We start from the raw sequence: 20,629 nt of genomic DNA on the forward strand, positions 1-20,629 counted from the left end.
TTCGGGTTCGCTTCGAGTCTGCCCCAGCCCGGGGGTCCAGACGGCCCGAACTCGATCTTCGGCGTGGCGTTTGCCCGTCGGGAGCGGCCCGCGCCCCAACGACCATGTGACGCACGGTAGTCGTCCGACATGCGTGCGTGAGCGGCGTGTGTGAGTCTGAACTCGGCTCTGGCACACCGATCACGATCCCCCTCAGGAGGAAGATCACCATGGCCAAGAACAAGAACACCCGCAAGCCCGCCCAGCGCGCCACGCAGTCCGACCGCCCGCAGCACCGTCCGGACGAGGCGGCGCAGCACCAGTCCACGGTCGCGCAGGTCCAGGGCAGCCCCGCGGACGTGGCGCGCAACAAGCAGCGCCGCTTCGGCCACAACTGACGCGCGCCGCGCCCGTAGGGGGCCTGCCCGAGTTCGCGGAAGCGAGCTCCGGGGCGGGCCCCTGGCGCGTTCCGGGGTGGCCGGCCGGTGGCCGGCCCGCGAGGCCGCCCCGCGAGGTCAGCCCGCGAGGCAGGACGGGCCGAGCAGGACCTTGAGGTCGCCGTAGAGGGCGGGGTCGGGCTTCACCCGGTGCCGGTCCAGGCGCAGCACCGTCGTCTTGCGCGGGCCCTGCAGCTTGATCCGTACCTCGCTGTCGCCCTTGTGGCTGGCGAGGATCTCCCCGAGGCGGGTCACCATCGGCGGGGTGACCTTGAGCGCGGGGATGGTGAGGATCACGGGCGCGTTGGTCCCGGCGTTGGACAGGTCGGGGACCATCAGCTCCATCGCGACCAGCCGCGGTACGTCCTCCCGCTTGTCGAGCCGGCCCTTGACGAACACGACGGCGTCCTCGACGAGCTGGGTGGAGACCAGCTGGTAGGTGGCGGGGAAGAACATGCAGTCGATGGAGCCGGCCAGGTCCTCGACGGTGGCGATGGCCCAGGCGTTGCCCTGCTTGGTCATCTTGCGCTGGATGCCGGAGATGATGCCGCCGATGGTGACGACCGCGCCGTCCCCGTAGTCGCCGCCGGTGAGCTGGGCGATGCCCGCGTCCGCCTTGTCGGAGAGGACGTTCTCCAGGCCGAAGAGCGGGTGGTCGGAGACGTAGAGGCCGAGCATCTCCCGTTCCTGGGCGAGCAGGTAGGTCTTGTCCCACTCGTCGGTGGAGAACTCGACGTCCAGGCCGAAGCCCGGCTCGTCGGCGCCCTCGTCGCCCATGCCGCCGAAGAGGTCGAACTGCCCCTCGGCCTCCTTGCGCTTGACCTGGACCACGTTGTCGATCATCGGCTCGTACTGGGCGATCAAGCCCTTGCGGGTGTGCCCGAGGGAGTCGAAGGCGCCGGCTTTGATCAGCGACTCGGTGGTGCGCTTGTTGCAGACCACGGCCTCGACCTTGTCGAGGTAGTCGGGGAAGGAGGAGAACTTGCCCTTGCCCTTGCGGGTGCGGATGACCGAGTCGACGACGTTGGAGCCGACGTTGCGGACCGCGGAGAGGCCGAAGAGGATCACGTCGTCGCCCTGGGCGGCGAAGTTGGGCTCGGACTCGTTGACGTTCGGCGGGAGCACCTTGATGCCCATGCGGCGGCACTCGTTGAGGTAGACCGCCGACTTGTCCTTGTCGTCCTTGACCGAGGTGAGCAGGCCCGCCATGTACTCGGCGGGGTGGTTGGCCTTGAGGTAGGCGGTCCAGTAGGAGACCAGGCCGTAGGCGGCGGAGTGCGCCTTGTTGAAGGCGTAGCCGGCGAACGGGACCAGGACGTCCCAGAGCGCCTGGATGGCTTCGTCGCTGTAGTTGTTCTTGCGGGCGCCGGCCTGGAAGATGGTGAAGTTCTTGGCCAGTTCGTCGGGCTTCTTCTTGCCCATCACGCGGCGGAGGATGTCGGCCTCGCCGAGCGAGTAGCCGGCGATGATCTGGGCGGCCTTCTGCACCTGCTCCTGGTACACGATCAGGCCGTAGGTGACGCTCAGCACCTCCTTGAGCGGCTCCTCCAGCTCCGGGTGGATCGGCGTGATCTCCTGCTGGCCGTTCTTGCGCAGCGCGTAGTTGATGTGCGAGTTCATGCCCATCGGGCCCGGCCGGTACAGGGCCGAGACGGCGGAGATGTCCTCGAAGTTGTCGGGCTTCATCATGCGCAGCAGGGAGCGCATGGGGCCGCCGTCGAACTGGAAGACGCCGAGGGTGTCTCCCCGCTGGAGGAGTTCGAAGGTGGTGGGGTCGTCGAGCGGGAGGCCCAGGAGATCGATGTCGATCCCCTTGTTGGCCTTCACCATCTTGACGGCGTCGTCCATGATCGTCAGGTTGCGGAGACCCAGGAAGTCCATCTTCAGCAGGCCGAGCGACTCGCAGCTCGGGTAGTCCCACTGCGTGATGGTGACGCCGTCGGTGTGCCGGACCCAGACCGGGACGTGGTCGGTGATGGTCTCGCTGGACATGATGACGCCGGCGGCGTGCACGCCCATCTGCCGGACCAGGCCCTCGACGCCCTTGGCGGTGTCGATGACCTTCTTGACGTCCGGCTCGTTCTCGTACATCCCGCGGATCTCGCCGGCCTCCGAGTACCGGGGGTGCTTCGGGTCGGTGATGCCGGAGAGCGGGATGCCCTTGCCGAGGACGTCGGCGGGCATCGCCTTGGTGAGGCGGTCGCCCATCGCGTACGGGTAACCGAGGACGCGGGCGGAGTCCTTGATGGCGTTCTTGGCCTTGATGGTGCCGTAGGTGCCGATCATGGCGACCTTGTCGGCGCCGTACTTCTCGGTGACGTACCGGATCACCTCGACGCGCCTGCGCTCGTCGAAGTCGATGTCGACATCGGGCATGGAGACGCGCTCGGGGTTGAGGAAGCGCTCGAAGATCAGGCCGTGCGGGATGGGGTCGAGGTCGGTGATGCCCATCGCGTAGGCGACGATCGAGCCGGCGGCGGAGCCTCGGCCGGGGCCGACCGCGATGCCGTTGCTCTTGGCCCAGTTGATGAAGTCGGCGACGACGAGGAAGTAGCCCGGGAACCCCATCTGGATGATGACGTTCATCTCGTAGTCGGCCTGCGCCTGCCGGTCCTCGGGGATGCCGCCCGGGTAGCGGCGCTCCATGCCGCGGCGGACCTCCTCCTGGAACCAGGTGATCTCGGTGTAGCCCTCCGGGATGTCGAACTTCGGCATCAGGTCGCGCTTCTCGAACATCCCGGTGGTGTCGATCTGCTCGGCGACCAGGAGGGTGTTGCGGCAGCCCTCCTGCCAGGCGTCGGAGGAGTCGATGGCGTACATCTCGTCCGTCGACTTCAGGTAGTAGCCGGTGCCGTCGAACCGGAAGCGGTCGGGGTCGGAGAGGTTCTTGCCGGTCTGGATGCACAGCAGCGCGTCGTGGGCGGTGGCCTCGTGCGCGTAGGTGTAGTGCGAGTCGTTGGTGACCAGCGGCGGGATGCCGAGCTTCTTGCCGATCTCCAGCAGGCCTTCGCGGACCCGGTGCTCGATGTCGATGCCGTGGTCCATCAGTTCCAGGAAGTACCGGTCCTTGCCGAAGATGTCCTGGTAGTCGGCGGCCGCCTTCACCGCCTCGTCGAACTGGCCGAGGCGCAGGCGGGTCTGGACCTCGCCGGAGGGGCAGCCGGTGGAGGCGATCAGGCCCTCGGACCACTGGGAGATGGTCTCCTTGTCCATCCGGGGCCACTTCTGCAGCCAGCCCTCGGCGTAGGCGTCGGAGGAGAGCCGGAAGAGGTTGTGCAGCCCGGTGGCGTTCGCCGCCCAGATGGTCTTGTGGGTGTAACCGCCGGAACCGGAGACGTCGTCGCGCTTCTGGTGCGGCTGGCCCCACTGGATCTTGCGCTTGTTGCGCCGCGACTCGGGGGCGACGTAGGCCTCGATGCCGATGATCGGCGTGATCCCGGACTTCTTCGCGGTGTGGAAGAAGTCGTACGCGCCGTGCAGGTTGCCGTGGTCGGACATGGCGATGTGCGTCATGCCCATCTCGTTGCACGCGTTGAACATGTCCTTGAGCCGCGCGGCACCGTCCAGCAGCGAGTACTGGGTGTGGACGTGCAGGTGCGTGAAGGGCGGCTTGGACACGGGTGGGGCCTCCTGGGAAACACGGGGCGGGGGGTGCGCGTGGTCCGGGTTGTCGGTCTCGAAGTCTATGCCCCCGGGCCGACAAGCCGGGGCATCGGGAACCTTCCCGGCCGGGTGGGGTGGCCGCCGTCACCTTTTACCAGGTCTTTAACCTCGGGCGTGCCAGACTCTCCGCGAGATGGACATGTCCGGGACCCCCCTCAGAGCCGCGCGCGCGGTGCTCTTCACGGCACTGGCCGTGACCGTAGGCACCGCGTCCCACGTGCTGCTCTCGGGCGCGCCGCTCCCGGTGTCCACGGTGGCCGCGGTCTGCGCCGTCGTCTTCGTGACGGCGTACGCGCTGGCCGGGCGGGAGCGCCGTTTCGGCCCGATCGCCGCCCTCCTGGTCCCGCTGGAACTCGCCGCCGACACGGTCTTCACCGCCGGCCAGCACGCCTGCTACGGCGCGGCCGGCGGCCCGGTGACCGGCCCCCTGCACTCCGTCGGCCTGGACCTGCTCTGCGGCGGGACGCCGGTGGGCGGCCCCCTCGCGCGGGCGGCCGCCCCGGAGGGCGCCGCCGCGCTGCTCTCCGAGAGCGGCCCGGGCGCGGCCTGGGCACTGCTCGCCTGCCACGTCGGGGTGGGGCTGCTGGCCGCCGCCTGGCTGAGCCGCGGCGAGCAGGCGCTGGCCCAGGTGCTGCGCGCCGTCGCCGCCACCACCTTCCGCCCGCTGCTGGTGGCGTTCGCCACCGTCTCAGCGCGGGCCGTCCCGGTCCTGCGGACCGCCGCCGGCGCCGCTCCGGCCGCCGCGCCGCGGATGCGGTACCTGGTGCGCTCCCTGGGGCTGCGCGGGCCGCCCGCCCTCCTCTCCGCCGCGGTCTGACCCGCCCCGCGGCCGGGGCCCGCCGACGGCGGCCCCGTCACGTCCCCGGGCACCACCGCGCCCGCGACGCCTCCGCGGCGTCCGCGCGTGCGCGTCGACTTCCCGTACTTCCTTTCCTTCACGACTTCTTCTGGAGAACCCATGAGCCAGCGCAACTCCCAGGCCGCCAAGACCGCCGCCCGCGAGCGGCTGCGCCAGGAGCGCGAGCGCGACGCCAAGCGCGCCAAGGCCCGGCGTCAGGTCGTCGTCGCCGTGTCCGTCGTGGCCGGCCTCGCGATAGCCGGCGGCGTCGCCTACGGCATCGTCCAGGCCAACAAGCCCTCCGCGTGGGAGGCCGCCAAGGACGCCAAGCTGGTGGCGCCCGCCAACACCAGCGGCAAGAACGGCCTCGACGTGATCATCGGCAAGGCCGAGGCCAAGAAGACGCTGGAGGTCTACGAGGACCCGCGCTGCCCCGTCTGCGCCTCCTTCGAGCAGACCGTCGGCGAGGCGGTCAAGAAGGGCATGGACGACGGCCGGTACAAGCTGCAGTTCGTCGGCGCCAGCTTCCTCGACGACCGCCTGACCGGCACGGGCTCGAAGAACGCGCTGAGCGCGCTGGGCGCCGCCCTGGACGTCAGCCCGGAGGCGTTCCTCGACTTCAAGGCCGCGCTGTACTCCGCCGAGTTCCACCCGGAGGAGTCCGCCGACAAGCTGGCCGACGACGCGTACCTGATCAAGATCGCCAACTCGGTGGACGCCCTGAAGGGCAACAAGGACTTCGAGAAGGACGTCAAGGACGGCACCTTCGACAAGTGGGCGCTGGAGATGTCGGAGAAGTTCAGCAACTCCGAGGGCGTCGAGGGCACCCCGACCCTCAAGATGGACGGCAAGGTCGTCACCAGCGCCAACGGCGGCGCGCCGATGACGGTCGAGGAGTTCGAGGCGGCCGTCGGCACCGCGCTGAAGGGCTGATCCGGCCCGGCCTCGGGCCGGTGGCCGAATAACGGCCGAAGAGCGGGCGAACTCTTGTGAGTTCGCTCGCTCTTACATGTACGCGTCAGTAGCCTCCGGCCCATGAGCCGACACAGACCGCACGCCGACGCCTCCGCCCCCGCCACCTCCGCCCCCGCCACCTCTCCCGCCCCCAGCCGCCGCACGGTGGTCAAGGCCGCCGCGGCCGGCGCCGCGCTGGCCGCACCGCTCGCCTCCGCCCTGCCGGCCCGGGCGGCCACCGCCGCACCCGCCTTCCTGCACGGCGTGGCCTCCGGCGACCCGCTGCCCGACGGCGTCCTGCTGTGGACCCGGGTCACCCCCGCCCCCGAGGCGACGCCCGGTTCCGGGGTGGGGCCGGACACCCCGGTCGAGTGGGTGATCGCCACCGACCGAGCCCTGACCGGCGTGGTGGCCCGCGGCACGGTCACGGCGAGGGCGGCCTCCGACCACACCGTCAAGGCCGACGTGCGCGGCCTGCGCCCGGGCACCGACTACTTCTTCCGCTTCACCGCCGGCTCGGTGCACTCCCCCGTGGCGCGCACCCGCACCGCGCCCTCCGCCGACGCCTCGGTGGCCGGACTGCGGTTCGGGGTGGTCTCCTGCGCCAACTACGAGGCCGGTTACTTCTCGCCGTACCGCCACCTCGCCGCCCGCGGCGACCTGGACGCCTGGCTGCACCTGGGCGACTACATCTACGAGTACGCCAGCGGCGGTTACGCCTACGGCGGGGTGGTCCGCACCTACCAGCCCGAGCACGAGGTCCTCACCCTCGCCGACTACCGGATGCGCCACGCCCGGTACAAGACGGACCAGGACCTCCAGGCCCTGCACGCCACCGCCCCGTGCGTCGCGATCTGGGACGACCACGAGATCGCCAACGACACCTGGTCCGGCGGCGCCGAGAACCACACCGAGGGCGCCGAGGGGACCTGGACGGCACGTCAGGCGGCCGCCAAGCAGGCCTACTTCGAGTGGATGCCGGTCCGCCCCGCGATCGCCGGGACCACCTACCGCCGGCTGCGCTTCGGCAGGCTCGCCGACCTCTCCCTGCTGGACCTGCGCAGCTTCCGCTCCCAGCAGGTCTCCTCGGCGGGCGGCGCGGTGGACGACCCGGACCGCACCCTCACCGGCCGCGCCCAGATGGACTGGCTGAAATCCGGCCTCTCCGCCTCGGACACCACCTGGCGGCTGGTCGGCAACTCCGTGATGATCGCGCCGTTCTCGGTGGCCCAGCTCCCGGCGTTCGTCCGCGAGCCCCTGGGCGAGCTGCTCGGCCTGCCGGACCTGGCGATCAGCGTCGACCAGTGGGACGGGTACACCGACGACCGCAAGGAGCTCATCTCCCACCTGCGGTCCCATTCCATCCGCAACACGGTCTTCCTGACCGGCGACGTCCACATGGCCTTCGCCACCGACGTGCCCGTCAACGCGACGACGTACCCGCTGACCGCCTCGGCGGCGACCGAGTTCGTCGTCACCTCGGTGACGTCGGACAACCTCGACGACTACGTGGGCGTGGCCGAGGGCACCATCACGGCGGTCGCCGAACCGGTCATCAAGACCATGAACCGGCACATCAAGTTCGTCGACACCGACCAGCACGGCTACGGCGTGTTCTCGCTGACGCCGGAGCGGGCGCAGATGGACTACTACCGGATCTCGGACCGCGCCGACCCGGCCGCCTCCTCCCACTGGGTCCGCTCCTACCGCACCCTCAGCGGGACGCAGAAGACCGAGCGCACCTACGACCCCGTGTAACACGCAACGCGCGTCGACTACAGGGGCGATTCTCAGCCACTCCGGTGGCCCCAGCTCCTCATGAAGGGCCGATGGCGCGCGTCTTCGGCCGGTGTTTCGCCCCCGAACGAATGCGGACACTCCGGCCGTCCGCGACCACGCCGCGTCACGCCGCCGTCCCGTCCCGACGGGGCGGCGGCGCCTGAGCGCTTCCGATTGCCCCGGTCTGCACCCCACGTGATCAGGCCGGATCCGCACTCCTGACGATTGGGCATGTCCACGTAATGTCCGGGCGGCGGCCAGGAAAGACCCCTGCGCGCCGCGTCTGCCCCGCTCGAGCAAGGAGCTCACATGCGTGCGTTCGCCCGGATATCCCCCCAGCTGCGCCGGCGTCTCCTCGGTGCCGCCGCCGTGGCCGGATCCCTCGTCCTGACCCCGGTCGCGGCCCCCACGACGCTGGCCGCCGCGCCCGCCGCCTCGGTCTCCTCCGCCGAGGCCTGCGACGACACGGCCGGCTCCCTGGCCCGTCAGGCCAAGGGTCACGACCACGACCACGAGGCCGTCGACCCCAACACGGTCACCGCCGCGAAGGCCAAGGCCATGCAGGCCGACCTCGAGAAGCAGCTCGCCGGGCGGCGCGCCGCCGCCCCCTCCGCCGCCGCGGTCTCCGCCACCATCCCGGTGTACTTCCACGTCATCACCGACGGCACCAAGGGCAACCTGACGTCCACCGAGATCAACAACCAGATCAACGTGCTGAACGCCGCCTACGCCGGCCAGGGCACCGGCAACGTCGACACCGGCTTCCAGTTCTCCCTGGCGTCCGTCGACTACACGAACAACGCCTCCTGGTACAACCTGGCCTCCGGCTCCTCCGCCGAGAAGGCCATGAAGACCGCCCTGCGCAAGGGCGGCGCGGGCGCCCTCAACGTCTACACCGCCAACCTCAGCGGCGGCCTGCTCGGCTGGGCGACCTTCCCGACCTCCAAGGTCACGTCCATGGACGGCGTCGTCATCCTGGACGAGTCGCTGCCGGGCGGCTCCGCGGCCAACTACAACCAGGGCGACACCGCCACCCACGAGGTCGGCCACTGGCTGGGCCTCTACCACACCTTCCAGGGCGGCTGCAACGGCAACGGCGACTACGTCTCCGACACCGCCCCCGAGGCCAGCCCGGCCTACGAGTGCCCCACCGGCCGTGACACCTGCGCCAAGTCCGCCGGCGCCGACCCGATCCACAACTTCATGGACTACACGTACGACTCCTGCATGTACCAGTTCACCGGCGGCCAGGTGAGCCGGATGCAGCAGGCCTGGACGGCCTACCGCGCGGGCTGACGCCCGGGCGGTGACCCGCTGCGGCGGGCCCGGCGACCACCGCGGGTCCAGGAGCTACAGCGAGTCGAGGAAGCCGAGCGCCACCCGCCAGGTGGCCTCGGCCGCCTCGGCGTCGTGGTCCGGGAGATCGGGGTCGGTGTAGAGGTGACCGGCTCCGGGGTACCGGAAGATCTCCACGTCCGCGCCGGCCCGGCGCATCTGCAGGTACCAGGCGCTCAGCCAGTCGTCCGTCTCGAACGGGTCGGGCTCCGCCACGTGGAGCTGGACCGGCAGGTCGTCCACCGAGGCGCCCGCCGCGATGTCGGAGGTGCCGTGCAGGAGCAGCAGGCCGCGCGCCCTGTCGTCGCCGAGCGCCAGGGTCTGCGCGGTGGCCGCGCCGAGCGAGAAGCCCGCGTAGACCAGCCCCCGGTCCGCGTAGGGCGCGGCCGCCAGCACGGCCCGCCTGAGCAGTTCGTCCGCGCCGACCGTGGCGTGGTACTCCATGCCGTCCTCGACCGCGTCGAAGACCCTTCCCTCGAAGAGGTCCGGCGTCCACACCTCGTGGCCCGCGGCGCGCAGCCGGTCGGCGGCCTCGCGCACGGCGGGGCGCAGACCGTAGGTCGAGTGGAAGAGCATCACGTTCATGAGTAAATGCTCACACGGTCTCCGCGTTCGTTTCTCCCCGGTCCGGGATAAGCGCGCCCAATGGAGAACGTCATGCGCCCGCTCATCGTCATCGGCGGCTCGGTCCTCCTCACCCTGGTCATCGGGTGGGCCACGGACAAGCTGCTCCGCAAGGCCGACGAGCGCCACCCGGAGACCCCGGCCTGGGGTCTGCTGAGGCGTGCTCGTATCCCGTACCAGATAGCCCTGTGCGTCGCCCTGATCCGCGCCTCCTGGGACGAGGCGCAGGTCGGCGGGTCCTACCGGGTACTGATCGCCCGGATCCTCACGCTGCTCCTGATCGGGGCGACCGCCTGGCTGCTGATCCGGATCGCCGGGGCGGTGGTGGAGGCCTCCTACGACCGGTACGCCAGGGTCCACCGCGACGCGGCGCGGGTCCGCCGGGTGCGGACCCAGGTGGAGCTGATCATGCGCGTGGTCACCGCGATCGTCGGCACGGTCGCCGTGGCCGCCATGCTGCTGACCTTCCCCGCCATGCGCGCGGCCGGCACCTCGCTGCTGGCCTCCGCCGGCGTCCTCGGCATCGTCGCCGGTGTCGCCGCCCAGTCCACGCTGAGCAACGTCTTCGCCGGCCTCCAGATCGCCTTCGGCGACATGGTCCGCATCGGCGACACGGTGGTCGTCGAGGGCGAATGGGGCACCGTCGAGGAGATCACCCTGACCTTCCTGACCGTCCGCACCTGGGACGAGCGCAGCTTCACCATGCCGGTGTCGTACTTCACCTCCAAGCCGTTCGAGAACTGGTCCCGCGGCGGCGCCCAGATGACCGGGGTCGTCTACTGGCACCTGGACCACCGCGCCCCGGTGGAGGCGATGCGGGACAAGCTCCGCGACATCCTGCGCCACTGCCCCTCCTGGGACGGCCGGGCCCACGGCGTGCAGGTCACCGACACCACGCCGACCACCATGGAGGTCCGGGCGCTGGTCACCGCCAAGGACGCGGACGACATCTGGACGGTGCGGGTGACCGTGCGCGAGGAGATGCTCCGCTGGCTGGCGGCCGAGCACCCGTACGCGCTTCCGCGGATCGTCACGGCCACGCCGGAGACGCCGATCAGCCTGCCGGTGCCCACCGCCGAGCAGCCCGGGCAGCGGGCCCGCGCGGCGCGCGAGGGCATGCCGAAGCCCCGGCTCGAGAAGTGAGCCGGGGCCTCGGGGGCCGTCCGGAAACGGCCCGGGGGACTACAGGGCGCGCCGCATCGACCGGTGCGGAATGCCGGCGTCGTCGAAGACCGGGCCGTACGCCTGGTAGCCGAGCCGCTCGTAGAAGCCCGTCGCGTGCACCTGCGCGCCCAGGTCGACCACGCTCAGCCCGCGCTCGCGCGCCGCCTCCTCGATGGCCCGCACCAGCGCCACGCCGACGCCCAGGCCCCGGGCCTCCCGCAGCACCGCGAGTCGCCCCAGCGACCCCACGGCCGGATCGCCGCCGGTCTTCTTCGCGGCGACCTCGCCGAACAGCAGGCGCCCGGTCCCCAGCGGCACGCCGTCCTCACGGACCGCCAGGACGTGCACCGCGTGCGCGTCCAACGCGTCGTACTCGATCTCCTCGGGGACGTTCTGCTCGGCGACGAAGACCTCCTTGCGGACCCGGAAGCACGCCTCCCGGTCGGCGGGGTCCTCGGCGAGGCGCACGGTGACGGCGGGGGCGCTCACGCGTAGGTCTCCTCGCGCACCTTGTCCAGGGCCTTCTGCAGGTCCTCCGGGTAGTCGCTGGTGAACTCCACCCACTCGCCGGTGCCGGGGTGCTCCAGGCCCAGCCGCATGGCGTGCAGCCACTGCCGGGCCAGGCCGAGCCGCTTGGCCAGCGTCGGGTCGGCCCCGTAGGTGAGGTCGCCGACGCAGGGGTGCCGGTGGGCCGACATGTGCACGCGGATCTGGTGGGTGCGGCCGGTCTCCAGCTTGATGTCCAGCAGGGACGCCGCGCGGAAGGCCTCGATCAGGTCGTAGTGGGTGACCGACGGCTTGCCCTCGGCGGTGACCGCCCACTTCCAGTCGCTGCTGGGGTGGCGGCCGATCGGGGCGTCGATGGTGCCGCTGGTCGGGTCGGGGTGGCCCTGCACCAGGGCGTGGTAGCGCTTGTCGACCGTGCGCTCCTTGAACTGGCGCTTCAGCGACGTGTACGCGTGCTCGGACTTGGCGACGACCATCAGGCCGGAGGTGCCGACGTCCAGGCGGTGCACGATGCCCTGGCGCTCGGCGGCGCCGGAGGTGGAGATCCGGTAGCCGGCCGCGGCCAGCCCGCCGATCACGGTCGGGCCCGTCCAGCCCGGCGACGGGTGCGCGGCCACGCCGACCGGCTTGACGATCACGACGATGTCGTCGTCGTCGTGCACGATCTCCATGCCCTCGACGGGCTCGGCGACCACCTGGACGGGGGCGGGCGCCTGCGGCATCTCCACCTCGAGCCAGGCGCCGCCGGAGACGCGCTCGGACTTGCCGACGACCACCCCGTCGACCTGCACCTTGCCCGCCGCGGCCAGCTCGGCCGCCTTGGTACGGGAGAAGCCGAGCATCCGGGAGATGGCGGCGTCGACGCGCTCGCCCTCCAGGCCGTCCGGCACGGGCAGGGTTCGGATCTCGGGAATCGTGCTCACCCGTCGAGTATGCCGGACGGGTGACACGGCGCGGTCCGCGGCCTTGCGCGGCCGGGCCCGCCGCCGCCCCCGCGCGGCCCGCGCGGGTCAGTCCTTGTGGACCGTGCCGTCGGGGTCGAGCCCCTTGAAGGAGAGCAGCACGATCAGGATGCCGCCGCAGACGATCGCCGAGTCCGCCAGGTTGAACACGGCGAAGTGCTTGGGCGCGATGAAGTCGACCACGGCGCCCTCGAAGACGCCCGGCGAGCGGAAGATCCGGTCGGTGAGGTTGCCCAGCGCGCCGCCCAGCAGCAGGCCCAGCGCGACCGCCCACGGGGCGCTGTACAGCTTGCGGGCGAGGCGGAAGATCACCACGATCACGGCGGCCGCGATCACCGTGAAGATGATGGTGAACGCCTCCCCGAAACCGAAGGCCGCGCCCGCGTTGCGGATCACGTCCAGGCGCAGCCACTCGCCGAGCAGCTCGACGGACCGGTTGCCCGGCTCCAGCTCGGCCACCACGATCAGCTTGCTGACCAGGTCGAGGACGTACGCCAGCACGGCGACGAGGATCAGCACGGTCACGCGCCGCTTGCCGCGTGGTGCCCGCTGCTCCTCGTTCTCCTCCGGTACTGCCGTCTCGTCCGGAGTCTCCGGCGTACCGATGATGCGCTCCGCCTCTGCCACGTGAGTCCTTCGGCCTGGGTACCTGACTGGAAGGAGAGCGTACGGCACGACTCCGGCGGACGCTGTGGTCAGTGCCTCCGTTCCTGTTTCTGCTTGCACTCCACACAGAGGGTGGCCCGGGGGAAGGCCTGCATGCGGGCCTTGCCGATGGCCTGGCCGCAGCTCTCGCAGAGGCCGTAGGCCCCGGCCTCCAGGCGTTCCAGGGCGTGCTCGGTCTGGGTCAGCGTCTCGTGCGCGGCCGACGCGAGGGCCAGTTCGTGCTCGCGCGTGATGTTCTTGGCGCCGGTGTCCGCCTGGTCGTCGCCCGCGCCGTCGCCGGAGTCCCGCATCAGGCCGGCGAGGGCGCGTTCCGCCTGCGCGATCTCCGCGCGCAGCCGGGTGGCCTCTCCCTCCAGTTCGCCGCGCGCCTCCTCCACCTCCTCGGGGGTCCACGGGTCCTCCCCGGGCCGGACCGCCAGGTCCCCCGCCTCCACCCGTGCCTTGGGCACCGCCGCGGCCGTGCTCTTCCTCGTCCTCACGCCCCTGCCTCCCGTCTCCGGCGCGGCGACCGCCGCACCACGCTGCCGGCCCGCACCGTTCCCCGCCGCTTCCGCGGCGGCCTGCTTCTTCCCGCGGGCCGCGCTGCCCGCCGGTGGCTCGTTCACGGGTCCCCGCCCGTCCGGGACCGGGTCCGGTGCCTTGCCCGCCGTGGCGCGGCTCCCGGCCGTCCGCCTCACCGGGGCACCGGCGACCGGTGCGCCGTCGACGGGGCCGGTCCCGGCCTTGCGGGACCCGGACGTCTTCACGGTCCCCGGCACGGGGGCCTCCTGCTCCGGGCCGCCGGGCCGCTCCTTCCCGGCCGGGGCCTCGTCCGGGGCGGACGCCTTCGCCGCCCTCCCGCGCCCCGCGGTCCTCCTCACCGCCTTCTTCGTCCCGGCCCGTCCCTCGGCCTCCGCCGCCGGCGTCCGAGGGCCCGCCTCCGGCTCGGCCGGGGGCGCGTCGGGGGAACCGTCCTCCGCCGCCGCGTTCCGGGCCGCCGTCGCCGCCTTCCTCGCGGGGGCGCGCCCGCCGGGGGCCTTCCGCGCCGCCGCCCCGCCGGTGCCCGTCCCCGCGGGAGCGGCGGGCTTGCCCGCGGGAGCGGCGGCCTTGCCCGCCGGGGGTTTCCGCGTCGTCGTCGCGCGGCTGGACCGCGGCTTCGCGTCGGAGGCCTTCCCGGCGCCGCCGGTGGCGGACACGCCGGCCGCATCCTGGGCGGCGGCGGCCGCAGCCGTGCCCGACGCCGACTCACGTTCGGCGGTCTTCCTCGCCACCATGGCCGCGGCCCCTCACATGCTGTGATCCTGCTCGCGAATCGTGCTCGGACGATAAATCGGCCGGACTCCGGCGGCAACGGGGCACGCCGCTGCATGCGTTGTGCCCATCTGCCGCCCCGGTATGCGCGGCACCAGGGCCGAACGGGTGTCTCCGGGGGGCCGGGCGGCGGCGCCCCCGCGCGAAAACCCGTCATCGCCACCCGCCCTCGCCCCTTACACTGGCCGCAGCGACAAGGTGTGGATGGGACGAGTAGCGTCGCCCGCAGCCCAGAGCGACCCGGGGACGGTGGAAGCCCGGGGGCGAGCACGACGTGAAGATCACCCCGGAGCCGCCGGAAGAACGCCCGGAGCCCTCACAGGCAGTACGAAGGGACCCGGGCCGGTAGACCCGGCAGTCGCGACCCGAATGAGGGGGTCACCGGACGCGCACGTGAGGCACGCCGGCGGCCAAGGAGGGTGGTACCGCGGGACCGCGCCGACGGCGCACGGCTCTCGTCCCTCCGACGGAAGGCAGCAATGTCCGTTGGAGGAAGCCGCTGATGACAGCGCCGACGTACCGCCAGGTTCCCGCCCAGGTCGACCTGCCCGCGCTCGAGCACGCCGTGCTCGACTTCTGGCGCGACCAGAAGATCTTCGCCAAGACCCTGGAGCAGTCCGAGGGCCGCCCCGAGTGGGTCTTCTACGAGGGTCCGCCCACCGCCAACGGCATGCCCGGCGCCCACCACATCGAGGCCCGCGTCTTCAAGGACGTCTTCCCCCGCTTCCGCACCATGCGCGGCTACCACGTGGCGCGCAAGGCGGGCTGGGACTGCCACGGTCTGCCCGTGGAGCTCGCCGTCGAGAAGGAACTCGGCTTCACCGGCAAGAAGGACATCGAGAACTACGGCATCGCCGCGTTCAACGCGAAGTGCCGCGAGTCCGTCACCCGCCACACCGACGCCTTCACCGAGCTGACGACCCGCATGGGTTACTGGGTCGACCTCGACGACGCCTACCGCACCATGGACCCCGAGTACGTCGACTCGGTCTGGTGGTCGCTGAAGGAGATCTTCAAGAAGGGCCACCTGGTCCAGGACCACCGGGTCGCCCCCTGGTGCCCGCGCTGCGGCACCGGCCTCTCCGACCACGAGCTGGCCCAGGGCTACGAGACAGTCGTGGACCCCTCGGTCTACGTCCGCTTCCCGCTGACCTCCGGCCCGCTGGCCGGCCGGGCGTCGCTCCTGGTCTGGACGACCACCCCGTGGACCCTGGTCTCCAACACCGCGGTCGCCGCCCACCCCGAGGTGACCTACGTCGTCGCCACGAACGGCGAGGAGAAGCTGGTCGTCGCCGAGCCGCTGGTCGCCAAGGCGCTCGGTGAGGGCTGGGAGACCACCGGTGAGACCTTCACCGGCGCCCAGATGGAGCGCTGGACGTACCAGCGGCCCTTCGAGCTGGTCGAGTTCCCCTCCGAGGCGCACTTCGTCGTCAACGCCGAGTACGTGACCACCGAGGACGGTACGGGTCTGGTCCACCAGTCCCCCGCCTTCGGTGAGGACGACCTCAAGGTTTGCCGCGGCTACGGCCTGCCCGTGGTCAACCCGGTCCGCCCCGACGGCACCTTCGAGGAGGACCTCCCGCTGGTCGGCGGGGTCTTCTTCAAGAAGGCCGACGAGGCGCTCACCGCGGACCTGCAGGAGCGCGGGCTGCTCTTCCTGCACCTGCCGTACGAGCACAGCTACCCGCACTGCTGGCGCTGCCACACCGCGCTCCTCTACTACGCGCAGCCGTCCTGGTACATCCGCACCACCGCGGTCAAGGACCGGCTGATCGAGGAGAACGAGAAGACCAACTGGTTCCCGTCGAGCGTCAAGCACGGCCGCTTCGGCGACTGGCTGAACAACAACATCGACTGGGCGCTCTCCCGCTCCCGCTACTGGGGCACCCCGCTGCCGATCTGGCGCTGCGAGGAGGGCCACCTGACCTGCGTCGGCTCCCGCGCCGAGCTCTCCGAGCTCACCGGCGCCGACCAGTCGGGCCTGGACCCGCACCGCCCGTACATCGACGACGTCACGTTCGCCTGTCCTGGTGGGGGAGGCTGCGCGCACACCGCTGTCCGCGTCCCCGAGGTCATCGACGCCTGGTACGACTCGGGCTCCATGCCGTTCGCCCAGTACGGCTACCCGTACAAGAACAAGGAGCTGTTCGAGAGCCGTTACCCGGCCCAGTTCATCTCCGAGGCGATCGACCAGACCCGCGGCTGGTTCTACACGCTGATGGCGGTCGGCACGCTCGTCTTCGACAGGTCGTCGTACGAGAACGTGGTCTGCCTGGGCCACATCCTCGCCGAGGACGGCCGGAAGATGTCCAAGCACCTGGGCAACATCCTCCAGCCGATCCCGCTGATGGACCAGCACGGCGCCGACGCCGTGCGCTGGTTCATGGCGGCCGGCGGCTCCCCCTGGGCGGCCCGCCGCGTCGGCCACGGCACCATCCAGGAGGTCGTCCGCAAGACGCTCCTCACCTACTGGAACACGGTCGCCTTCCAGGCCCTGTACGCCCGCACCTCCGGCTGGGCGCCGAGCGCGGCCGACCCTGCCCCGGCCGAGCGCCCGATCCTGGACCGCTGGCTCCTCTCCGAGCTGCACGCCCTCACCGACAACGTGACGAAGGCGCTGGAGTCCTACGACACCCAGCGGGCCGGCAAGCTGCTCTCGGCCTTCGTCGACGACCTGTCCAACTGGTACGTCCGCCGCTCCCGCCGCCGGTTCTGGCAGGGCGACAAGGCCGCCCTGCGGACCCTGCACGACGTGGTGGTCACCGTCACCCAGCTGATGGCCCCCCTCACGCCGTTCATCACCGAGCGGGTCTGGCAGGACCTGGTCGTCCCGGTCGTCCCGGACGCCCCCGAGTCGGTCCACCTGTCCGCCTGGCCGGCGGCCGACCTGGACGCGGTGGACGCGGAGCTCTCGCAGCAGATGGCGCTGGTGCGCCGCCTGGTGGAGCTCGGCCGGGCCACCCGTGCCGAGTCCGGCGTCAAGACCCGCCAGCCGCTCTCCCGGGCGCTGGTCGCGGTCTCCGGATTCGAGCGCCTCGGCGGGGAACTGCGCGCGCAGATCGCCGAGGAGCTCAATGTGGCCGCGCTGGCCTCGCTCTCCGAGGTCGGCGGCTCGCTGGTCGACACCACCGCCAAGGCCAACTTCCGTTCCCTGGGAAAGCGGTTCGGCAAGCGGGTGCAGGAGGTCGCCAAGGCCGTCGCCGCGGCGGACGCGGCGGCCCTCTCCGCCTCCCTGCGGGAGACGGGCACCGCCTCGGTGGACGTCGAGGGCGAGACCGTCGCGCTCTCCCCCGAGGAGGTCATCGTCACGGAGACCCCGCGCGAGGGCTGGTCGGTGGCGTCCGACTCCGGCGCGACGGTGGCCCTGGACCTGGAGATCACCGAGGAGCTGCGGCGGGCCGGTCTGGCCCGTGACGCGATCCGCCTGATCCAGGAGGCCCGCAAGAACAGCGGCCTGGACGTCGCGGACCGCATCGCGCTGCGGTGGGACTCCACGGACGCCGCGGTCGCCGAGGCGCTCGGCGCGCACGCGGAACTGGTCGCCGACGAGGTCCTGGCCACGGACTTCGCCCGGGGTGAGGCCGACGACACCTTCGGCGCGGACTTCACCGACGAGGGCCTGTCCCTGACCTTCCGCCTCCGCAAGGCGTAACGCCTCTCACACCCGAGGCCCGGCTCCCCACGAGGGGGCCGGGCCTCGTCTCTTCCCCCACCCCGCCCCTTCCCGAAACCGGGGCTCCGCCCCGGACCCCGGCCCCTCGCGGCGAGCCGCCCCGCAGGTGCGCACCGGCCTGCGCCCACCCGTGCCGCCCGGCGGCACGATTGCCCGCAGGGTGAACGACCCTGCCCGCACCCCCCGCGGGCGGCTGGGCCGCCCAGGGGGCGATGGGGGTCCCCCTGCTCGAGCGAAGCCGAGAGCTTGGGGGTGGGGGTCCCCCGGACGAAGTCTGGGGGAGGCGGGCGCAGGGGCGGCACCTTCGCAGCGGACGGCTCGCTCCGCGAGGGCCCGCACGCGCACGACAAGAGGGCGGTGTCCTGAACCACTGTGGTTCAGGACACCGCCCTCCTACGCCGACGACAGGCGTGCCGTACCGCTCAACCGCGGGCCGTCAGTTGTCGTCCTCGTCGATCAGGAACCCGCGCATCGGCGAGGGAGCCTGGCCCATCGGGCCCGGACCCTGCGGACGCACCGGCGCCATCGGCTGCGTCATGGCCGGCGACATCTGCGGCTGGCCGTTGCCCGAGGGACCACCGCCGAAGGCGGAGGACGGACCCGGGCCGCCGTTCATCCCCGGACCGCCGCCGAAGGCGGACCCGGCACCGGCCGGGGCCATCGACGGAGCGGGCGGCGGAGGCGGCAGCGACGGAGCACCGGTCGGCGCCGGGTTCCGCGGCGGAGCCAGCGTGTCGTCCGCCTGGGACTCCAGCTGACGCAGCTGCGACTCCAGGTAGGACTTCAGCCGCGTGCGGTACTCGCGCTCGAAGCCGCGCAGGTCCTCGACCTTGCGCTCCAGCGTGGCGCGGGCGGACTCCAGGGAGCCCATCGCGACACGGTGCTTCTCCTGCGCGTCCCGCTCCAGGGCGTCGGCCTTGGCACGGGCGTCACGCTCCAGACCCTCGGCGCGGCTGCGGGCCTCGCCGACGATCTTGTTGGCCTCGGAACGGGCCTCGGCGATCGCCTGGTCGGCGGTCTGCTGGGCAAGCGACAGGACGCGCGCGGCGCTGTCGCCACCGGGCCCCTGGCCGGGGCCGCCCATCGGGCCGCCGGGACCGCCCATGGGGCCGCCCATCGGACCGGGACCGTGCATCGGCTGACCCATCGGGCCGGGACCGCCCTGGCCCATGGGACCGGGACCACCCTGACCCATCGGGCCCGGACCGCCCTGGCCCATCGGGCCGGGACCCTGCGGACCGTGTCCGCCGTGGCCCTGGGGACCGCCGTGACCCTGGGGGCCGCCGCCCGGGCCGGCGGGAAGCTGCGGGGCACCGCTCGGCAGCTGCGGCGGGCCACCCATGGGGCCGCCGTGCTGCTGCGGGGGTCCTGATATCCCGGCGGGAACAGGTCCACCCGGACCGCGCATGCCGGGACCCTGGTCCTGGGGGCCGCCAGGACCCTGCGGGCCGCCGGGTCCGTCGGGACCCTTGCGCATGCCCTGCTGGTTCTGCGCGGCGGCACGGGTCGCCGCGGCCAGCTTGGCGCGCAGGTCCTCGTTCTCCCGGAGCAGTCGGGTCAGTTCGGCTTCGACCTCATCGAGGAAGGCATCGACCTCGTCCTCGTCGTAGCCTTCCCTGAGGCGGACGGTCGTGAACTGCTTGTTCCGCACGTCCTCGGGGGTCAACGGCATCTCTTCACCTCAACGTAGTCGTCGGCTTTCGGCAAGAACGTCATTCACATCGCGCTCACAGCCGGCTCACGACGGAGATCAGGATGTAGACGATGATCATCAGTACGAAGAAGGACAGGTCGAGCGCCACGCCCCCGAGACGCAACGGCGGGATGAACCGCCGCAGAAGCTTGAGCGGTGGATCGGTGACAGTGTAGGTGGCCTCCAGAACGACCACCATCGCCCTTCCGGGCTGCCACGAGCGGGCGAACTGGAACACGTAGTCCATGACCAGCCTGAAGATCAGGACAAGGAGGAAACACATCAGCGCGATGTAGACCACGTCCCAGAACACGCTCATGATCTCCTGCTTCCCTCTCCCCTGTGTCTTGCGTCACCCGGTACTTCTCAGCTCTGGTTGAAGAACCCGCCCTCTGCGATGCGGGCCTTGTCCTCCGCCGTGACATCGACGTTAGCAGGAGACAGCAGGAACACCTTCTGCGTCACCCGCTCGATGCTGCCGTGAAGACCAAACACCAGACCGGCCGCGAAGTCGACAAGTCGCTTCGCGTCCGTGTCGTCCATCTCGGTCAGATTCATGATCACCGGCGTGCCCTCACGGAAGTGTTCCCCGATGGTACGGGCTTCGTTGTAGGTCCGCGGGTGAAGGGTGGTGATCCTGTAGGGCTCCCGCTCCGACACGACCTTGGGCATGATCACCGGTGCGCTCTTCTCCAGACTCTGACGTTCCTGTGTGATGGATGCCACGGGGGCGATCCGCGCCGGCCGGCTGGTTTCCACCGCCGGAGCGACGGAGGCGGGAGCCGGTTCACGCGGCGCCGGGGGCTGCACCACTCGCACCGATTCTTCCCTTTGAGGCTGGTGCGAACCGTGGGACGAGTGTGAACTGTGCGACGTGTGTACTGATTCGTGTCGGTGACGGTCACGCTCCGGCTCAGGGTCGAGTTCCGGTTCGAAGTCGTCGTCGGGGTCGAAACCCCGGCCGTCGTACCCATCGTCCTCCACGAGGCCGAGGTAGACCGCCATCTTGCGCATCGCGCCGGCCATGCTCTGAGTCCTCCGCTCTGTGGTGGATCGGCTGACGAC

Annotated in this window: 17 protein-coding genes; 8 read left to right on the plus strand and 9 right to left on the minus strand. The window is 71.5% G+C overall.

Annotated features, from left to right (window positions below):
• The first annotated feature begins 209 nt into the window (after nt 1-209).
• On the plus strand, nt 210-377 hold the full coding sequence (locus GBN72_RS34155; RefSeq protein WP_164540706.1) for a hypothetical protein: 168 nt from the start codon (nt 210-212) through the stop codon (nt 375-377).
• A gap of 117 nt (nt 378-494) precedes the next feature.
• On the opposite strand, the gene dnaE is transcribed toward GBN72_RS34155, so the two are convergent.
• On the minus strand, nt 495-4,034 hold the full coding sequence (gene dnaE / locus GBN72_RS17600) for a DNA polymerase III subunit alpha (protein WP_151772803.1): 3,540 nt from the start codon (nt 4,032-4,034) through the stop codon (nt 495-497).
• Nucleotides 4,035-4,212: 178 nt separating this feature from the next.
• Here dnaE and GBN72_RS17605 point away from each other — a divergent pair, with 178 nt between their 5' ends.
• The 4 genes from GBN72_RS17605 to GBN72_RS17620 all read left to right on the plus strand — a co-directional run bounded on the left by GBN72_RS17605 (nt 4,213) and on the right by GBN72_RS17620 (nt 8,946).
• A complete protein-coding gene (locus GBN72_RS17605) occupies nt 4,213-4,896 on the plus strand; it encodes a hypothetical protein (RefSeq protein ID WP_151772804.1) in 684 nt (227 codons plus the stop codon).
• A 141-nt stretch (nt 4,897-5,037) separates the two neighbouring features.
• On the plus strand, nt 5,038-5,850 hold the full coding sequence (locus GBN72_RS17610) for a thioredoxin domain-containing protein (RefSeq protein ID WP_151772805.1): 813 nt from the start codon (nt 5,038-5,040) through the stop codon (nt 5,848-5,850).
• A gap of 102 nt (nt 5,851-5,952) precedes the next feature.
• Nucleotides 5,953-7,629, plus strand: coding sequence for an alkaline phosphatase D family protein (locus GBN72_RS17615; RefSeq protein WP_151772806.1), 1,677 nt, complete (start codon nt 5,953-5,955; stop codon nt 7,627-7,629).
• Between the two features lie 330 nt (nt 7,630-7,959).
• On the plus strand, nt 7,960-8,946 hold the full coding sequence (locus GBN72_RS17620; RefSeq protein WP_151772807.1) for a zinc metalloprotease: 987 nt from the start codon (nt 7,960-7,962) through the stop codon (nt 8,944-8,946).
• A 54-nt stretch (nt 8,947-9,000) separates the two neighbouring features.
• Here the strand turns inward: GBN72_RS17620 and GBN72_RS17625 are convergent, their stop codons facing one another.
• Nucleotides 9,001-9,570 (minus strand): dienelactone hydrolase family protein, encoded by a 570-nt coding sequence (locus tag GBN72_RS17625; RefSeq protein WP_151772808.1) that lies wholly within the window; start codon nt 9,568-9,570, stop codon nt 9,001-9,003.
• Between the two features lie 60 nt (nt 9,571-9,630).
• On the opposite strand from GBN72_RS17625, the gene GBN72_RS17630 reads away from it, so the two are divergent.
• Nucleotides 9,631-10,752: a mechanosensitive ion channel family protein gene (locus tag GBN72_RS17630; protein ID WP_151772809.1), complete on the plus strand. Its 1,122-nt coding sequence runs from the start codon at nt 9,631-9,633 to the stop codon at nt 10,750-10,752.
• Nucleotides 10,753-10,791: 39 nt separating this feature from the next.
• Here GBN72_RS17630 and GBN72_RS17635 read toward each other — a convergent pair whose 3' ends face one another.
• The 4 genes from GBN72_RS17635 to GBN72_RS36055 form a co-directional block, all read right to left on the minus strand.
• The gene (locus GBN72_RS17635) at nt 10,792-11,262 is read right to left on the minus strand and encodes a GNAT family N-acetyltransferase (RefSeq protein ID WP_151772810.1); all 471 of its coding nucleotides are present in this window, start codon (nt 11,260-11,262) and stop codon (nt 10,792-10,794) included.
• The gene (locus GBN72_RS17640) at nt 11,259-12,203 is read right to left on the minus strand and encodes an RluA family pseudouridine synthase (protein WP_151772811.1); all 945 of its coding nucleotides are present in this window, start codon (nt 12,201-12,203) and stop codon (nt 11,259-11,261) included. Before GBN72_RS17640 ends, GBN72_RS17635 begins: the two co-directional genes overlap by 4 nt.
• Nucleotides 12,204-12,290: 87 nt before the next feature.
• Nucleotides 12,291-12,869 carry a signal peptidase II gene (gene lspA, locus GBN72_RS17645; RefSeq protein ID WP_151772812.1) on the minus strand — a complete coding sequence of 193 codons (579 nt, stop codon included), beginning with the start codon at nt 12,867-12,869 and terminating at the stop codon, nt 12,291-12,293.
• A 68-nt stretch (nt 12,870-12,937) separates the two neighbouring features.
• Complete coding sequence (locus GBN72_RS36055) at nt 12,938-13,387, minus strand: TraR/DksA family transcriptional regulator (RefSeq protein ID WP_369695889.1); 450 nt, start codon at nt 13,385-13,387, stop codon at nt 12,938-12,940.
• Nucleotides 13,388-13,556: 169 nt separating this feature from the next.
• On the opposite strand from GBN72_RS36055, the gene GBN72_RS36060 reads away from it, so the two are divergent.
• Together GBN72_RS36060 and ileS are read left to right on the plus strand one after the other, a co-directional pair.
• Nucleotides 13,557-14,186, plus strand: coding sequence for a hypothetical protein (locus GBN72_RS36060; RefSeq protein WP_369695890.1), 630 nt, complete (start codon nt 13,557-13,559; stop codon nt 14,184-14,186).
• A gap of 514 nt (nt 14,187-14,700) precedes the next feature.
• Nucleotides 14,701-17,850, plus strand: coding sequence for an isoleucine--tRNA ligase (gene ileS, locus GBN72_RS17660; protein WP_151772814.1), 3,150 nt, complete (start codon nt 14,701-14,703; stop codon nt 17,848-17,850).
• A 457-nt stretch (nt 17,851-18,307) separates the two neighbouring features.
• Here ileS and GBN72_RS17665 read toward each other — a convergent pair whose 3' ends face one another.
• The 3 genes from GBN72_RS17665 to GBN72_RS17675 are packed head-to-tail and all read right to left on the minus strand — an operon-like array spanning nt 18,308 to nt 20,590.
• On the minus strand, nt 18,308-19,543 hold the full coding sequence (locus GBN72_RS17665; RefSeq protein WP_151772815.1) for a DivIVA domain-containing protein: 1,236 nt from the start codon (nt 19,541-19,543) through the stop codon (nt 18,308-18,310).
• Nucleotides 19,544-19,598: 55 nt separating this feature from the next.
• A complete protein-coding gene (locus tag GBN72_RS17670) occupies nt 19,599-19,883 on the minus strand; it encodes a YggT family protein (RefSeq protein WP_108953862.1) in 285 nt (94 codons plus the stop codon).
• A gap of 47 nt (nt 19,884-19,930) precedes the next feature.
• A complete protein-coding gene (locus GBN72_RS17675; protein WP_151772816.1) occupies nt 19,931-20,590 on the minus strand; it encodes a cell division protein SepF in 660 nt (219 codons plus the stop codon).
• Between the last annotated feature and the right edge of the window lie 39 nt (nt 20,591-20,629).

It is taken from the genome of Streptomyces abyssomicinicus (assembly GCF_008974245.1).
In the GTDB taxonomy this organism is placed as follows: Bacteria; Actinomycetota; Actinomycetes; order Streptomycetales; family Streptomycetaceae; genus Streptomyces; species Streptomyces abyssomicinicus.

What these genes read in the sequence shown, in the direction of transcription:
- GBN72_RS17675 (WP_151772816.1), bottom strand. Translation starts at nt 20,590, where the DNA reads ATGGCCGGCGCGATGCGCAAGATGGCGGTCTACCTCGGCCTCGTGGAG.
- GBN72_RS34155 (WP_164540706.1), top strand. Translation starts at nt 210, where the DNA reads ATGGCCAAGAACAAGAACACCCGCAAGCCCGCCCAGCGCGCCACGCAG.
- GBN72_RS17625 (WP_151772808.1), bottom strand. Translation starts at nt 9,570, where the DNA reads ATGAACGTGATGCTCTTCCACTCGACCTACGGTCTGCGCCCCGCCGTG.
- GBN72_RS17670 (WP_108953862.1), bottom strand. Translation starts at nt 19,883, where the DNA reads ATGAGCGTGTTCTGGGACGTGGTCTACATCGCGCTGATGTGTTTCCTC.
- GBN72_RS17665 (WP_151772815.1), bottom strand. Translation starts at nt 19,543, where the DNA reads ATGCCGTTGACCCCCGAGGACGTGCGGAACAAGCAGTTCACGACCGTC.
- GBN72_RS17630 (WP_151772809.1), top strand. Translation starts at nt 9,631, where the DNA reads ATGGAGAACGTCATGCGCCCGCTCATCGTCATCGGCGGCTCGGTCCTC.
- GBN72_RS17620 (WP_151772807.1), top strand. Translation starts at nt 7,960, where the DNA reads ATGCGTGCGTTCGCCCGGATATCCCCCCAGCTGCGCCGGCGTCTCCTC.
- ileS (WP_151772814.1), top strand. Translation starts at nt 14,701, where the DNA reads ATGACAGCGCCGACGTACCGCCAGGTTCCCGCCCAGGTCGACCTGCCC.
- GBN72_RS17605 (WP_151772804.1), top strand. Translation starts at nt 4,213, where the DNA reads ATGGACATGTCCGGGACCCCCCTCAGAGCCGCGCGCGCGGTGCTCTTC.
- GBN72_RS17615 (WP_151772806.1), top strand. Translation starts at nt 5,953, where the DNA reads ATGAGCCGACACAGACCGCACGCCGACGCCTCCGCCCCCGCCACCTCC.
- GBN72_RS17610 (WP_151772805.1), top strand. Translation starts at nt 5,038, where the DNA reads ATGAGCCAGCGCAACTCCCAGGCCGCCAAGACCGCCGCCCGCGAGCGG.